The sequence below is a fragment of the Phyllobacterium sp. YR620 genome (genome assembly GCF_900104165.1).
Classification (GTDB): domain Bacteria; phylum Pseudomonadota; class Alphaproteobacteria; order Rhizobiales; family Rhizobiaceae; genus Phyllobacterium; species Phyllobacterium pellucidum.
Genome location: NZ_FNJP01000005.1, coordinates 202379 through 216528 on the forward strand (window position 1 = coordinate 202379; position 14150 = coordinate 216528).

The window sequence follows — 14150 nt, forward strand, 5'->3', positions numbered from 1 at the left end:
GAGAACAATGCCGCTCACAGCCCAAATTCCTTGCGAATGCGGTCGCTATGCTCGCCGATCCGTGGCGCAGCCCGATCGAACTTGGCGCGCTTGCCATTGACGCGGATCGGCGATCTCGTTGTCTCGATCGACACATTGTCGTCGCGCTCGACCGTCTGCAGCATGTCGAGCACCTTGAACCCTTCGCTTTGCAGGAGTTCTTCCCAGTTCAGCACCTTGGCGCACCATATATCCGCAGGCTCGAGTATGGCGAGCCAGTGATCGGTTGGCTCGGTCGCCAGCTTCTCCGCGATAATGCGTTTGATCGCATCACGTGCCGTAAACCAGGTTGCAGGTTGATCGCGGTAGGGAGCAAGCGCATCGAGACCAAGGAGATCCGCGAGCTTGGGCAACGGTGTCATGGCGAGCGCGAGATAGCTGTCTTTCGTCTGATAGACGCCATAGGGTGCCGAAAGATAGGCGTGCGCGCTGCGGAAATCGGAGCGTTTCGGCAATCGGCGCCCATCATTGAGGTGTGTTGTCAGCACCTCGAACTGGAAATCGATCAGTGATTCCATCAGGCTCGTCTCGATATGGGCGCCCTCGCCGCTGATCCCCCGCCGCACCAGGGCCGCGAGGATACCCTGCACGATCGCCGCCCCCGCAAGCATGTCGCCGACGGCGAGGCCGAAGGGCACAGGTCCCTGGCTTTCATCGCCGTTGAGCCACATCAGGCCTGAACGCGACTGCGCCAGCAGGTCCTGACCGGGACGCGACACCCATGGCCCCTCCTCGCCGTAACCGCTGATGCTGGCATAGACCAGACGTGGGTTGATCGCCTTTACTGCCTCATAATCGAGGCCCAGCCGCTGGATGACGCCGGGCCTGAAGTTCTGGATGAGCACATCGGCACGCGCGAGCAACGCCTTCAGCGCCTTAAGGTCAGCCTCGTTCTTCAAATCGATCGCGAGGCTTTCCTTGGCGCGGTTGATTGCATGGAAAATCGTCGAATCCCCGCCGATTTCGGTGTCGCTGAGATAAAGGCGCCGTGAAAGGTCGCCCCCATCGGGCCGCTCGATCTTGATGACACGCGCGCCAAGATCCATCAGGCGCAGGGAGGCATAGGGTCCCGACAGAAACTGGCTCATATCGACGACAAGCAGGCCTGTCAGGGGCAATTCGTTCGCAGTCATTATTTTTCGGTCTTTCCAACAAAATCAGCAGGATTCTTGTATTTCACCGTTTGCAGGTGTTCGCAGTAGAGGACGAGCTCGCCCTCATTCTTGAAGACTTCATAGCTGGCGCGGATAAGGCCAAGGTCCTTGTAGCGCGGCCGTTTGTCGAGGTTGGTGCGGATCGTATAGATCGTGTCGTTCAGGAAGACGGGCTTGATAAACCGCAGCTTGTCATAGCCGTACGAAAAAGCGTTGACGCAATTGGTGGCTACCAGGCCGAGGCCAGCGGAAAAGACGAAGGCACCTGCGACCAGACGCTTGCCGAACATGCCCTCGCTTTCCGCGAACATCTGGTCCTGGACATAGGGATGGATGTCGGTGACGAGGACGTTGAAGAGGTGGCTGTCGCTTTCGGATATTGTCCTCCGCAGCGATCGTATCTTCTGACCAACAGGCCAATCCTCATAATACCAGTTTTCCGCGTTCCATACGGGCAGCGCGGCATGGGCCTCCGGCATGTTTCTTGGATGCGTCGAGGAAACGCCGACTGTCGGCGTAAGGCCGGTCATTGCCGCACGCTTTCAACGTGCGGATTGCGCCAGTTGCGTCCCATGATTGCCTCCCATATCTTCTCTTGTGAATAATATTTTCACATATGAGTGGAAATGGCAAGCGGTTTGGCTTACGATCCTTTGAAAATTCCCTTGCCCAAAAGGTGCTCGCGGTCGTGCGGCGCATCGAAATTCTGGTCCGGCCCAAGCGGAACAATGAGTGTCGGGTTGATGTGGGCAATCGAATAGTAGCCGGCCTTGATGTGGTCGATCTTCACAGTCGTGCGCACGTCCTGCCATTGGTACAGTTCGCGCATATAGTTGGAAAGGTTGTGGTAATCCGCGATCCGCCGAATGTTGCACTTGAAGATGCCATGGTAGGCAGCGTCAAACCGCACAAGCGTTACAAACAGGCGCCAATCCGCTTCAGTAAGATATTGCCCGGCGAGATAGCGATGATCGGCAAGACGTGCCTCGATCTTGTCGAGGGCCTTGAACACGCTTCTGGCGGCATCTTCATAAGCCGCCTGCGATTTGGCAAAGCCGGCGCGATAGACGCCATTATTGACATTGTCATAGACGAGCCCGTTCCAGCGGTCGATTTCCGCGCGGAGAGGTTCGGGATAGAAATCCTGGTGGTCGCCGGTGAGTTCGTTGAATGCCGTATTGAGGATGCGGATAATGTCGGCTGACTCGTTATTCACGATCCGCCCTTCCTTGCGGTCCCAAAGCACCGGAACGGAAACCTTGCCGGTATAGTTGGGCTCGCTCGCCGTATAGAGCTGGTGCAGATAGCGAATGGGCGGCGCCTTCGGCCCTGCGTCCTGCGGGTCCGCGAAGGTCCAGCCATTTTCGCCAATTGCCGGCTCCGCGACGGACATGCGGATGATTTCGCGCAAGCCCTTCAAACTGCGGAAGATCAGTGTGCGCGACGCCCAGGGGCAGAGGTAAGAGACAAAAAGCTGATAGCGTCCGGGTTCGGCAGGCAGACCGGGTTGGCCGGACGGGCCCGCCGCGCCATCCGGCGTAATCCAGCTATGGAAATGCGTCGCCTCGCGATGGAACGCGCCATCCTTCATTTCGCTGGCGGCAACATCGCCCTTGATCCATTCTCCATTCACCAATGCCGGCATGTGCTAAATCCTGATCTTCTTTTGAAAAGACCAAGATTGCACGTCGTGCGCGCGTTTCCTACCGGCGCCGCTTTGACAGACTGTATTCCGGCAAGGAACAGTGGCTGCTAACCGGTTACCGCGCCTTCGCTTGCCGATTTCGCCAATTGCGCGAATTTGGCGAGGACACCGCGCGTATAACGCGGCGGTGGCTGCTTCCAGTTGCTGCGGCGGCGTTCGATTTCGTCGTCGCTGACCTCGAGTTGCAGCAACTGCTTGTGCGCATCGATCGTGATAGTGTCGCCTTCCTCGACAAGCGCAATGGTGCCGCCTTCGAAGGCTTCCGGCGTCACATGCCCGACCACCATGCCCCAGGTTCCGCCCGAAAAGCGCCCATCCGTAATGAAACCAACATTTTCTCCGAGGCCCCGGCCGATAATCGCCGATGTCGGCGCCAGCATTTCCGGCATGCCTGGACCACCGCGCGGGCCAAGATAGCGCAGCACGAGGACATCCCCCGGTTTGATTTTGTCGGAGAGTATGGCGTCCATTGCCGATTGCTCGTCGTCGAAGACCCGTGCAGGTCCCTTGATGACCGGATTTTTCAGGCCGGTGATCTTGGCGACCGCTCCGCCCGTTGCAAGGTTGCCCTTGAGGATCGCAAGATGGCCCTCACTGTAGAGTGCCTTGGCGATCGGCCGGATGATGTCCTGGCCCTCGGGGGGCGCGTCCGGAACATTGGCGAGTTCTTCGGCCAATGTGCGCCCCGTGATGGTCAGGCACTCGCCGTGCAACAGGCCGGCATTCAGCAACAGCTTCAGGACCTGCGGTATGCCGCCGGCCTTGTGCAGGTCGACCGCCATGTACTGGCCGGAGGGACGCAGGTTGCACAGGACCGGAACCTTGCGGCGCACGCGCTCGAAATCGTCGAGCGTCCATTCGACTTCCGCAGCATGGGCAATGGCTAGAAAATGCAGGACGCCATTGGTGGAGCCGCCTGTCGCCATGATCAATGCGACCGCATTTTCGATGGACTTGCGGGTGATGATGTCGCGAGGGCGAATATTCTTGCGCACCGCCTCGATAAGCACCCGCGCTGATTCCGCCGTGCTGTCGATCTTCTCCGCGTCGGGATTCGCCATGGTCGACGAATACATCAGCGACATGCCGAGCGCCTCGAAGGCCGAACTCATCGTGTTGGCCGTATACATGCCGCCGCATGAGCCCGTCGACGGGCAGGCATGACGCTCTATGCCCTCGAAATCCTCCTCGCTCATCTTGCCGGCCATGTATGAGCCCACCGCCTCGAAGGCCGAGACGATGGAAAGATCCTTGCCCTTCCATCTGCCGGGCTTGATCGTACCGCCATAGACATAGATTGCCGGGACATTGGTGCGGGCAATGGCAATCATGCCGCCCGGCATGTTCTTGTCGCAGCCGCCGATGACGAGCACGCCATCCATCCACTGGCCGTTGACGCACGTCTCGATGCAGTCGGCGATAACCTCGCGCGATATCAACGAATATTTCATCCCCTCGGTGCCCATGGCCATGCCGTCGGAAATTGTCGGCGTGCCGAACAGTTGCGGATTGCCGCCTGCCGCTTTTACTGCGGCCACGGCCGCGTCGGCGAGCGGCTGCAGGCCGGCATTGCAGGGCGTGATGGTCGAGTGGCCATTGGCGATCCCGATCATCGGCTTGGCGAAGTCTGATTTTTCATAGCCGAGCGCATAATACATCGCGCGATTGGGCGACCGCGCTATGCCCTCGGTGATGTGCTTGGAACGCTCATTGGCTGCCATGGCCGCACCTCCTGTTCAGGCAAGCGATTTGACGCTCCTTGAGGACGGCTGTCAAACGGCAGACCGGCAATGTGCGATGGCATTAGCGGATCGCAGCAACCAGCGCCTTGTCGGGGAAGCATGTGGCCGCCATGCCCTGCTTCGATTGCCAATCGCCAATCGAGCGGCGCGTCTTGAACCCTGGAAATCCGTCGGCGCCGCCAGCGTCGTAGCCCTTTTTCTCCAGCGCCCGTTGCAGGGCCGCAATGTCGGACCGGTAGAGCCCGCCGACATCGCCCCACCCTGCGGTAAAGTTCGCGGCGCCATTCGCGATGCGGTCGCTTACATGGCCGATGAACAGCGCATAGAGATCGCTCATATTGTACTCCTTGAGTACGTAGAAATTCTTTGTGACGATGAATGCAGGGCCGTGCCTTCCGGCCGGCATCAGCAGAAACCCTTCGCCCTTGGCCTCCGCCGCAGGAAATGGCCTGCCATTGACACGCTTGATGCCAAGCTTTCCCCAGGTGCTGAAGGGCTTGCCCTGGTCGGGACCTTCCAGTGCGCAACTGACACTCTCGGGGACGGTCACCTCATAGCCCCAGTCACGGCCGCGCTGCCAGCCATATTGGGCAAGGTAGTGCGCGATCGACCCCAGCGTATCGGGCACCGAGTTCCAGATGTCGCGCTTGCCGTCGCCGTCGAAATCAACGGCATGCTCAAGGTAGGACGTCGGCATGAATTGCGGCTGGCCAAGGGCTCCTGCCCAGGAACTCTTCATGCTGCCGGCGCCAATATAGCCTTTCTCGACGATTTCAAGCGCAGCAAGCAGTTCCTTGCGGAACATGTCCTTGCGCGTTGCGAGGAAGGCCTTGGTCCCCAGGACGGCAAAGGCATTATACGGAATCTTGACGCTGCCAAAGCCGCTTTCGCGGCCCCATATGGCGAGGACAATCTCGCCCGGCACGCCGTATGTCTTTTCGACCGATTGCAATATCCGTGCATATTGGCCAGCACGCGCCGTCCCGCCGGATGTTACGTTGTTGACGGTCTTGTCGTTAAAGTACTTTCCGGGCGAACCGAATTCGGTCTGCGCCTGCTTTTGCGGTGTCTGCGGCTTCTCTCCGGGCATGACAAGGTCGGGCAGGTCGAAATTAAGCGTCACGCCTTTGAAGGCTTGGTCGAATGTCGCCCTCGATATCCCCTTGGCCTTGGCATCCGGCCAAAGATCGTTGTCCAGCCATTGCTGATACTGCGCTTCTACCTGAGGCCTGGACGCAGCGAGGCTTGCCGGCGTGTAAAGCATAACGATCAGTCCGATCAGCGCCCAGAGGGCATTCATCCATGGGCGCATGATCAAGTCGTCTCCTATAGCGACGTTCGGGCCCGCAAGGCTGCGGCCAGGGTTCCTTCATCAAGATAATCGAGTTCGCCGCCCACCGGAACACCGTGGGCAAGACGGGTAATCCGCACATCGAAGCCGGCCAGTTGATCGGTGATGTAGTGGGCGGTGGTCTGTCCCTCCACCGTGGCATTGACGGCGAGGATGACTTCCTTGATTTCGCCCTCAGCGACCCGCCCGACAAGCGAGGCGATGTTGAGATCATCGGGGCCAATTCCATCAAGTGGGGAAAGTCGTCCTCCGAGCACGTGGTAGCGCACGTTCATCGAACCCGCCCGCTCGAGCGCCCAGAGGTCGGAGACGTCTTCGACGACGATTAGCGTCGAGCGTTCACGACGCGGATCGGTGCAGATCATGCACGGATCCGCGGTATCGACATTGCCGCAGGTCGAGCAGACACGCACCTTTTCGGCGGCGTCCTGCATCGCCGAACCCAACGGGATGAGCAAGGCTTCCTTCTTCTTGATGAGATGCAGCGCCGCCCTGCGCGCCGATCGTGGCCCTAGCCCCGGCACCTTGGCGAGGAGCTGGATCAGGCGTTCGATTTCGGGACCGGCGATTCGTTTCGACATAGCGTCGGTTTAGAGCAATTTGACGATTTATGGAATTGGCGGGCGCACAACCTCGACGGCTCAAATGCCAAAAGCGATACAACCCTGCATTCGTTACCATCTCGAAATTACACCACGATGATGCCGCGGTTCGAAGGCGAAAGCAGCAGCGCCGCACCAGCCGGCGCATCGGGAGAATGGGCTCCCCGACTGCGGCAACAGCCTTGCTTTCGAACTTGGAGTGAAACGATGCGGAAATTTCCGTGGAGTATCAGCCTTATCTTGAAGAAAACCCGGACGAGCTGGTCATGGACCGTCCGGGTTCAATCCAGATAGAGCAAAAGGGGACGGGCGAAAGCTCGTTCCCGCTCCAAACTCAATATAGCCGAGTTGATCTCGCTTTCCAATAAGCTTCCAGTTGTGGACTGCCCTTAGAACGGAAGCTTGAAACCGGGAGGTATCGGAAGGCCGGCCGTCAAAGCCTGCGTCTTTTCAGCCATGATCGCCTCGACTTTCGACTTTGCCTCGTTGTGCGCGGCAATGATGAGGTCTTCGATGACTTCGATATCGTCTTCCTTGAAAAGGGACGGATCGATGCTGAGCGCCGTCATCGCGCCCTTGCCGGAAAGCTTGACGGTGACAAGGCCGCCGCCAGCATGACCTTCGGCCTCCAGAGCCGCGATCTCTTCCTGCATGGCAGCCATCTTGGCCTGCATTTCCTTGGCCTGCTTCATCATGCCCATAATGTCACGCATGGGGAAAAACTCCTGTTCGTCAATCGTCTTCTTCGACCGGTGCGAGCGTATCATCTCCCGCTGCGACGGCATCATCCATCTGTCCAGCCGGGGCCGTAATGCGCACGTTGATGATCTTGGCGCCCGGAAATTTTGCAAGGATCGCCGCGACATCCGGGTCGGAGCGCGCATCGCTGAGCAGCGTATCGCGCTTGGCCGTTTCTGTCTCGTTGACCGTAGCGTTTCCCGGTTCCCGCGACAGCGACACCATCCAGCGAATACCGGTCCATTCGCTGAGCTTTTGCGAAAGATCCGTCAGCAAGGACTTTGGAGCGTTTTCGGTCAGGTTGATTTCGAGCCGCCCGGGCTTCATGCTGACAAGCCGTACGCAATTCTTGACCATGATCTTGAATTGCATGTCGCGGTGCTTGTCGGCGAGCGCCACGATATCTTCGATGCTTTCAACGGCTACGGCTGGAGACTGCGGCTGCTCGACAACTACCGGAGGAGCGACGCTCGGTTCGGACTTCGGGGCAGGCTCGACAAGCCGCATCGTCGCGCCGCCATTGGAAGTGACGACACCACGTTGCGTTGCCATCGCATCCACCTGGCCTGCGCGCGCGGTCGGCGCACCGCCATTTCCCGGACGTGATCCCTCGCTGCGATTCGGCGATGCCGGAATGCCGCCGTCCTCAAGGGACTTTAGCGCCTCGTCGAGCGTCGGAAGATCGGCGGCATGGGCAATGCGGATCAGCAACATCTCTGCCGCCTGGACAGGACGGCTTGATTCCTCGACCTCGGTGATCCCTTTCAGCAGCATCTGCCAGGTGCGCGAGAGGACGCGGATCGACAGCTTTTCGGCAAAATCCCTGCCGCGCAGCCTTTCGTCTTCCGAAAGCGAAATGTCGTCGGCGACATCGGGCGTGAACCGTATGCGCGTTACCAGGTGATTGAAATCCGCAAGGTCCGTCAGCACCACGGCAGGATCGGCGCCCACATCATACTGGGCACGAAATTCCCTCAGTGCCGAAGCGACGTCGCCGCGCATCAGCATTTCGAAGAGATCGATGATGCGGGCGCGATCGGCAAGGCCGAGCATCGAACGCACGGCTTCCGCCTCGACACGGCCCGCACCATGGGCAATGGCCTGATCGAAGATCGACAATGAATCGCGCACCGAACCCTCGCCGGCACGCGCGATCATGCTGAGCGACACGTCATCGACGGCAATCGATTCAAGGTCGGCGATTTTCTGCAGGTGACGCACGAGGACGCTGGTATCGATGCGTCGAAGATCGAACCGCTGACAGCGCGAAAGCACGGTAATCGGCACTTTGCGAATTTCAGTCGTTGCAAAAATGAACTTCACATGCGGCGGCGGTTCTTCAAGCGTCTTCAACAGGCCATTGAAGGCCTGGTTCGACAGCATGTGCACTTCGTCGATGATGTAGACCTTGTAGCGCGCCGAGACCGGGCGATAGCGCACCTGCTCGATGATCTCACGAATGTCGTCGATGCCTGTGTGCGACGCCGCGTCCATCTCAATGACATCGACGTGGCGGCCTTCCATGATCGCCTGGCAATGTTCGCCCGGAACGGTGAGGTCGATCGTCGGCTTGTCGATATCGGCGGTCTGGTAGTTGAGCGCGCGCGCCAGAATGCGCGCCGTCGTCGTCTTGCCAACGCCGCGTACACCGGTGAGCATCCAGGCCTGGGCAATACGCCCTGTCTCGAACGCATTGGTCAGCGTGCGGACCATCGGCTCCTGGCCGATCAGATCGTTGAAATTCTGCGGGCGGTATTTGCGGGCGAGCACGCGATAGGCGCTGTCTGGCGTTCTTGTATCCATCGCGTCCTGTTTGGCTCCTGCGCTAAGGCTCCCGACCCTTGCCCTTCACGAAGTCTAACCGCATGCGCCGCAGCGTCAATGCCGCGGACGGCTTTGACACAGGCAAGGTGACAGGAAAAGGTGGGAGGCTGGCACGGCGACCCGTGCCTGGCTCGTTGGGGCTGCTTCCTTCCGGACCTGACCCGGTTGGCGAGTGGCTCGTCCACCACCAACCTCCCGAGGCTCATATCGTCAATCCGCGCGCAAAAAGCAAGCGAAACCGCGAAAAAACTGTTATCTCTTATCGATCATGACTTTCGTTCTCGATAACAAACTTGCAGCAGACACCTATTCAATTGCAAGGCTGGGCCTCTGCGATCTGCGCCTTATGAATGACCGCCGCTGGCCGTGGCTCATCCTCGTGCCGCAGCGGCCGGGGATATGCGAGATTCATGAATTGACCCCGCTCGACCAGACCATTCTGACTTTCGAGGCGGGCATTGCCGCCCAAGCCCTGAAATCCGTTGTGAACTGCGAAAAGATCAACACCGGTGCGCTTGGCAATATCGTGCGTCAACTGCATCTTCATGTGATTGCCCGCAACAGTGGCGATCCCGCCTGGCCTGGCCCGGTCTGGGGCCATGGCACCCGTGAGCCCTACGGCGAAAAAGATGCCCGGGCCTTTGCCAGCGCCATACTCAACGCTATTTAATCCGTCAACATCATCAATGCCCTGTCCCCCGGGTCCGTTTCTGGAGCTCCAAGCATGTCGTTTCGCCTTTTCGATATCCCGGAAAAGGAACCCAGCCATTTCGTCGGATTTGCCGGCAACCGGATCAACCGCCACGCTGAAAAGCGCAGCGACGACGCAGTCGATGTTGCGCTTGCCAATGCCGATGCACGGATGCTCCTGATCGGGCAAGGCAAGGTGTTGGTGGCTGACGGCAATGCTTTCTTTACACAAAAGGACGCAGCGTCCTATCTGCCCGCGCAGTCTTCCACGGTTTATCTCGGCCTGCAGGACGGCGCGCCTGTTCTCGCTGCGCCGAGCGCTTTTGATTTCGCCGCGCTGCCCGAGGCGGTCCAGGCAATCGACTACCGCTCGGTTTATACGCAGGGCATCATCCCGCCCGACCAACTTGGCGCCATGGCGCAAGCGGTTTCGCTCCTGACCTGGAACGAGAATCACAAATACTGCGGGCGCTGCGGCACAGCGACCCTCATGCGTGACGGCGGCTACCGGCGAACCTGCCCCAACTGCGAGGCGCAACACTTTCCCCGGACCGATCCCGTGGCGATCATGATGGTGGTGCGTGGCGACAAGTGCCTCCTGGCGCGCGGGCCGCATTTTGGTCCGGGCATGTATTCCTGCGTGGCCGGCTTTATCGAACCCGGCGAGACGATCGAAAACGCCGTGCGACGCGAAACCTTCGAAGAAACGAACCTCAAGGTCGGCCGGGTGCTGTATCACGCGAGCCAGCCCTGGCCATTTCCCTACTCCCTGATGATCGGCTGTCATGCCGAGGCGCTTTCGGATGAGTTTATCCTGGACCGGGCCGAACTGGAGGACGGGCGCTGGTTCTCACGCGACGAGGTGGTGTCGATGCTCGACCGGACCCATCCGGGCGGACTGATCACCCCTCCTCCCGGCGCCATCGCCGCTCATCTCATCCGCAGCTGGGTGGAAGGTTGAACGCTTTATATCAAAGTCTGCATTGAAAATCCCCACGATGGTATATATCTTTGTCATATCTCATTGGAGGTTGACATGGACACAGCGAAGATTTTCTGGTCGGGGCGGTCGCAAGCCGTGCGCTTGCCGAAGGAGTTTCGCTTCGAGACCTCAGAGGTGAGAATTCGCAGGCAGGGAAATGCGGTAATCCTCGAACCAATCGGGAATGATTGGGCGTGGCTTAGCGCACTGTCGGGGCACGTGGACAAAGATTTCGAGCAAGCGGCGAGCGAACAACCTGAAGCCCAGGAAAGGCCTGATCTGGACTTCTTTAAATGAAGTATTTGCTCGACACGAATGCGGTCATAGCACTTCTCAAATTCAACGATAAATTTCGCTCCAAAATGATACGACATTCGCCGCAGGATATCGCCATTTCAGCGATCGTGGCCCATGAGCTCTACTTCGGGGCCTATAAATCTGAACGGCGGGAAAAAAATCTTGCGGACATAGAAATCCTGCAGTTTCAAATCCTGGAATTCAGCCAAGAGGATGCCCGGTCGGCGGGTGCGCTTCGCGCCCATCTTTCACGCGAAGGAACGCCGATTGGCCCCTACGATGTGCTCATTGCAGGACAAGCTCGCGCCCGCTCGCTCGTCCTCGTTACCAGAAACGTCCGCGAGTTCGAGCGCATCGGCGGACTGACGATTGAAAACTGGGAAGGCTAACTACTCTTCCTCGGCCTGCGAACTGCGGAAGGTGGTGTCGGCCGGATAGACGCCGAGGATGCGGACTTCCTTCGAGAAGAATTCGAGTTCATCAAGCGCATGTGCCACGTTCTTGTCGTCCGGATGACCCTCGATATCCGCGTAAAACTGCGTCGCGGTGAACTTTCCGTCGATCTGGTAGCTTTCGAGCTTCGTCATGTTGACGCCGTTCGTCGCAAATCCGCCCATGGCCTTGTAAAGCGCCGCGGGAACGTTGCGCACGCGGAAGACGAAAGTTGTCATCATCAGTTCATCAGAGGCCCGCGGGGCCCATTTCTTGGTCTTGTTGAGAACGACGAAGCGCGTGACGTTATTTTCCGTGTCCTCCACATCCTCTTCGAGAATATCGAGGCCGTACAAAGAGGCGGCAAGGCGGGGGGCGAGCGCCGCCATCGTCTTGTCCTTTACATCGGCAACGAGCCGGGCTGCGCCGGCCGTGTCGCCGGCGATCACCGGCTTCCAGTTGTTCTTGCGGATATATTTGCGGCACTGGCCGAGCGCATGGATATGACTGTGCACGGAAGTGATGTCGCTGCGCTTGGTGCCGGGCAGCACCATCAATTGAAAATGAATGGGCAGGAAGTATTCGCCGACGATGTGCAGCCGCGATTCCGGCAGCAGGTGATGGATATCGGCGACGCGCCCCGCGATCGTGTTTTCGATCGGAATCATCGCAAGGTCGGCGGCGCCGCTCTCGACGGCATTGAACGCATCTTCAAAAGTCGGGCACGGCAGTGGTTCCATGTCGGGAAACATGTTGCGGCAGGCCGTATCGGAATTTGCGCCGGGTTCGCCCTGGAACGAGATGCGGTTGGTCGTTGCCATTATTATCTGCCTTTTGAGGAAGTGAGGATTTCGCGCGCCCGTTCGAGATCTTCCGGCGTATCGACGCCGAGCGGCACCGAATCGACGATCTCGACGTCAATGCGCATGCCCGCTTCGAGCGCGCGCAGCTGTTCAAGACGCTCCCGGCGCTCCAGAGGCGAAGGCCCGAGGCTGACAAACCGCTCGAGCGCAGATCTCCGATAAGCGTAGAGCCCAATGTGATGGTAGAGCGGCCCCTCACCCCACGGCGCTGTGGCGCGGGTGAAATAGAGTGCCCGCATCCGGTCGGGACCAATCGGCGAACCGATGATCTTGACCACATTCGGATTGGTCTTCTCGTCCTCGCGGCGGATTTCGACGCCGAGCGTCGCGATATCGGCAGGGCCGGATTGCAGGGGCTTAAGCGAGCGCCTGATGATATCGGCATCGATGGTTGGAAGATCGCCCTGGACATTGACAACTGCATCGACGTTTCCGTCAGGATCGAGAGCGAGAAGCGCCTCGTGGATGCGATCCGAACCCGATTCGTGGTCGGCCCGCGTCATGATCGCCTCGATGCCGTGCGCTTCTATGGCCGATTTGACGTCGGGACTATCTGTCGCAACGACGGTTCGCCCGAGACCGGCGGCGATCGCGCGCTCGGCGACATGCACGATCATCGGCTTTCCCGCAATATCGGCCAGTGGCTTGTTGGGCAGCCGGGTCGAGGCCATCCGGGCAGGGATCAGGGTCAATATTTTCATCGTTGCACACGGTCTAAGGTGTCAAAAAGTCTCAGGCAGAAGCGCCCTTATATGTGTTGCAAGTCTTCAGCAAAAGACCTAGTTTCCGCGCGATCACGAGGGGACTCTTGTCAAGAAATGCAGCGCACTGCATTGACCAGATATTGAGAACCTCCGCAAGTGTGCTGAACATCGAGCCCTGCAATTGCTCCAGGCAAGCGTCAGAGTGGACTTGATATTGAGCGCACTTGAACAGGACACAAGTGGAGCACTGATCGACGATGGAATCGACCCCGTTCAACAAATATGCCATGGCGTTTCTGGCAACCGTGTTCGTTGTCATGACGGCAGGTATCCTGTCCGATTCTATTTTCGACTCGCATGCGCCAGAAAAGCCCGGCTTCATCATCCAGGCCGCCGAGGCCAGTGGTGAAGGCGAAGCCGGCGCTGCTGCACCCGCTGCAGAAGCCGTGCCGATCGCGACGCTGCTGGCTTCAGCTGATGCAACCCGCGGCGAAGCCGTTTTCAAGCGCTGCGCTGCCTGCCACACCGGCGAAAAGGGTGGCCCGAACAAGGTCGGTCCGAACCTCTGGGACATCGTCGATCGCCCAATCGCGACACATGAAGGCTTCAGCTATTCCTCGGCCATCAAGGATTTCTCCAAGGGCGGACAGGAAAAGTGGACTTTCGACCATCTCAACCACTTCCTGACGTCGCCGAAGGGCTACATCAAGGGCACGGCAATGGGCTTTGCCGGCGACAAGAAAGATAATGAGCGCGCCGACCTCATTGCCTATCTGCGCACGCTGTCCGACAGTCCGAAGCCGCTTCCGACCGCTGATGCCGCACCTGCAGGCGGCGATGCCGCCAAGCCTGCCGACGCAGCAGCACCTGCCGCTCCTGCCGCGCCCGCTGCGGAGAAGCCGGCCGACGGCGCCGCTCCCGCTGCTCCGGAAGCACCGAAGAACTAAATCCGTCACTATTGCTTTAGAAAAGCCGGGCCTGCGCCCGGCTTTTTTGCATCAACTGCGCGTGTTTTTAACGTGAAGGC

Annotated in this window: 14 protein-coding genes, 1 other RNA gene and 1 pseudogene; 5 read left to right on the forward strand and 11 right to left on the reverse strand. The window is 59.1% G+C overall.

The window, feature by feature from the left end; all coding sequences use genetic code 11:
* Nucleotides 1–14: 14 nt before the first annotated feature.
* From BLR72_RS17160 to ffs, 9 genes and pseudogenes are all read right to left on the reverse strand, one after another.
* Nucleotides 15–1175, reverse strand: a complete 1161-nt coding sequence (locus tag BLR72_RS17160) for a CaiB/BaiF CoA transferase family protein (RefSeq protein WP_091950555.1) — start codon at nt 1173–1175, stop codon at nt 15–17.
* Nucleotides 1172–1723, reverse strand: coding sequence for a MaoC family dehydratase (locus tag BLR72_RS17165; RefSeq protein WP_091950556.1), 552 nt, complete (start codon nt 1721–1723; stop codon nt 1172–1174). The genes BLR72_RS17160 and BLR72_RS17165 overlap by 4 nt, the downstream gene beginning before the upstream one ends.
* 113 nt (nt 1724–1836) lie before the next feature.
* Entirely contained in the window at nt 1837–2838 is a 1002-nt protein-coding gene (locus BLR72_RS17170) for a glutathione S-transferase family protein (RefSeq protein WP_091950558.1), read from the reverse strand.
* Nucleotides 2839–2945: 107 nt separating this feature from the next.
* Entirely contained in the window at nt 2946–4619 is a 1674-nt protein-coding gene (ilvD, locus tag BLR72_RS17175; RefSeq protein WP_091950560.1) for a dihydroxy-acid dehydratase, read from the reverse strand.
* Between the two features lie 82 nt (nt 4620–4701).
* Nucleotides 4702–5952 carry a lytic murein transglycosylase gene (locus BLR72_RS17180; RefSeq protein WP_091950562.1) on the reverse strand — a complete coding sequence of 417 codons (1251 nt, stop codon included), beginning with the start codon at nt 5950–5952 and terminating at the stop codon, nt 4702–4704.
* A 14-nt stretch (nt 5953–5966) separates the two neighbouring features.
* The gene (gene recR, locus BLR72_RS17185) at nt 5967–6572 is read right to left on the reverse strand and encodes a recombination mediator RecR (protein WP_027230405.1); all 606 of its coding nucleotides are present in this window, start codon (nt 6570–6572) and stop codon (nt 5967–5969) included.
* Between the two features lie 410 nt (nt 6573–6982).
* Nucleotides 6983–7306 (reverse strand): YbaB/EbfC family nucleoid-associated protein, encoded by a 324-nt coding sequence (locus BLR72_RS17190; RefSeq protein WP_027230406.1) that lies wholly within the window; start codon nt 7304–7306, stop codon nt 6983–6985.
* A 19-nt stretch (nt 7307–7325) separates the two neighbouring features.
* Nucleotides 7326–9137: pseudogene (locus BLR72_RS17195) on the reverse strand (DNA polymerase III subunit gamma/tau); the annotation flags it as partial.
* A gap of 117 nt (nt 9138–9254) precedes the next feature.
* An RNA gene (gene ffs, locus BLR72_RS17200) (signal recognition particle sRNA small type) lies at nt 9255–9351 on the reverse strand.
* Nucleotides 9352–9420: 69 nt separating this feature from the next.
* Between ffs and BLR72_RS17205 the strand changes: the two genes are divergently transcribed.
* From BLR72_RS17205 to BLR72_RS17220, 4 genes are all read left to right on the forward strand, one after another.
* Entirely contained in the window at nt 9421–9825 is a 405-nt protein-coding gene (locus tag BLR72_RS17205; RefSeq protein ID WP_091921432.1) for an HIT domain-containing protein, read from the forward strand.
* A gap of 54 nt (nt 9826–9879) precedes the next feature.
* Complete coding sequence (nudC, locus tag BLR72_RS17210) at nt 9880–10806, forward strand: NAD(+) diphosphatase (RefSeq protein WP_091950566.1); 927 nt, start codon at nt 9880–9882, stop codon at nt 10804–10806.
* Nucleotides 10807–10881: 75 nt separating this feature from the next.
* Nucleotides 10882–11124: an antitoxin gene (gene vapB, locus BLR72_RS17215; protein WP_091950568.1), complete on the forward strand. Its 243-nt coding sequence runs from the start codon at nt 10882–10884 to the stop codon at nt 11122–11124.
* The gene (locus tag BLR72_RS17220) at nt 11121–11513 is read left to right on the forward strand and encodes a type II toxin-antitoxin system VapC family toxin (protein ID WP_091950569.1); all 393 of its coding nucleotides are present in this window, start codon (nt 11121–11123) and stop codon (nt 11511–11513) included. The genes vapB and BLR72_RS17220 overlap by 4 nt, the downstream gene beginning before the upstream one ends.
* Here the strand turns inward: BLR72_RS17220 and BLR72_RS17225 are convergent, their stop codons facing one another.
* Nucleotides 11514–12377, reverse strand: coding sequence for a prephenate dehydratase (locus tag BLR72_RS17225; RefSeq protein ID WP_027230409.1), 864 nt, complete (start codon nt 12375–12377; stop codon nt 11514–11516).
* A 2-nt stretch (nt 12378–12379) separates the two neighbouring features.
* Nucleotides 12380–13120 carry a 3-deoxy-manno-octulosonate cytidylyltransferase gene (locus BLR72_RS17230; protein ID WP_091950572.1) on the reverse strand — a complete coding sequence of 247 codons (741 nt, stop codon included), beginning with the start codon at nt 13118–13120 and terminating at the stop codon, nt 12380–12382.
* A 260-nt stretch (nt 13121–13380) separates the two neighbouring features.
* Here BLR72_RS17230 and BLR72_RS17235 point away from each other — a divergent pair, with 260 nt between their 5' ends.
* Nucleotides 13381–14070 carry a c-type cytochrome gene (locus BLR72_RS17235; RefSeq protein WP_091950574.1) on the forward strand — a complete coding sequence of 230 codons (690 nt, stop codon included), beginning with the start codon at nt 13381–13383 and terminating at the stop codon, nt 14068–14070.
* Nucleotides 14071–14150 lie beyond the last annotated feature (80 nt).

Bases quoted from the DNA above. Each gene is read 5' to 3' on its own strand.
- BLR72_RS17235 (WP_091950574.1), top strand. From the start codon at position 13,381: ATGGAATCGACCCCGTTCAACAAATATGCCATGGCGTTTCTGGCAACC.
- ilvD (WP_091950560.1), bottom strand. From the start codon at position 4,619: ATGGCAGCCAATGAGCGTTCCAAGCACATCACCGAGGGCATAGCGCGG.
- BLR72_RS17165 (WP_091950556.1), bottom strand. From the start codon at position 1,723: ATGACCGGCCTTACGCCGACAGTCGGCGTTTCCTCGACGCATCCAAGA.
- BLR72_RS17170 (WP_091950558.1), bottom strand. From the start codon at position 2,838: ATGCCGGCATTGGTGAATGGAGAATGGATCAAGGGCGATGTTGCCGCC.
- BLR72_RS17225 (WP_027230409.1), bottom strand. From the start codon at position 12,377: ATGGCAACGACCAACCGCATCTCGTTCCAGGGCGAACCCGGCGCAAAT.
- BLR72_RS17220 (WP_091950569.1), top strand. From the start codon at position 11,121: ATGAAGTATTTGCTCGACACGAATGCGGTCATAGCACTTCTCAAATTC.
- recR (WP_027230405.1), bottom strand. From the start codon at position 6,572: ATGTCGAAACGAATCGCCGGTCCCGAAATCGAACGCCTGATCCAGCTC.
- BLR72_RS17180 (WP_091950562.1), bottom strand. From the start codon at position 5,952: ATGCGCCCATGGATGAATGCCCTCTGGGCGCTGATCGGACTGATCGTT.
- vapB (WP_091950568.1), top strand. From the start codon at position 10,882: ATGGACACAGCGAAGATTTTCTGGTCGGGGCGGTCGCAAGCCGTGCGC.
- nudC (WP_091950566.1), top strand. From the start codon at position 9,880: ATGTCGTTTCGCCTTTTCGATATCCCGGAAAAGGAACCCAGCCATTTC.
- BLR72_RS17230 (WP_091950572.1), bottom strand. From the start codon at position 13,120: ATGAAAATATTGACCCTGATCCCTGCCCGGATGGCCTCGACCCGGCTG.
- BLR72_RS17190 (WP_027230406.1), bottom strand. From the start codon at position 7,306: ATGCGTGACATTATGGGCATGATGAAGCAGGCCAAGGAAATGCAGGCC.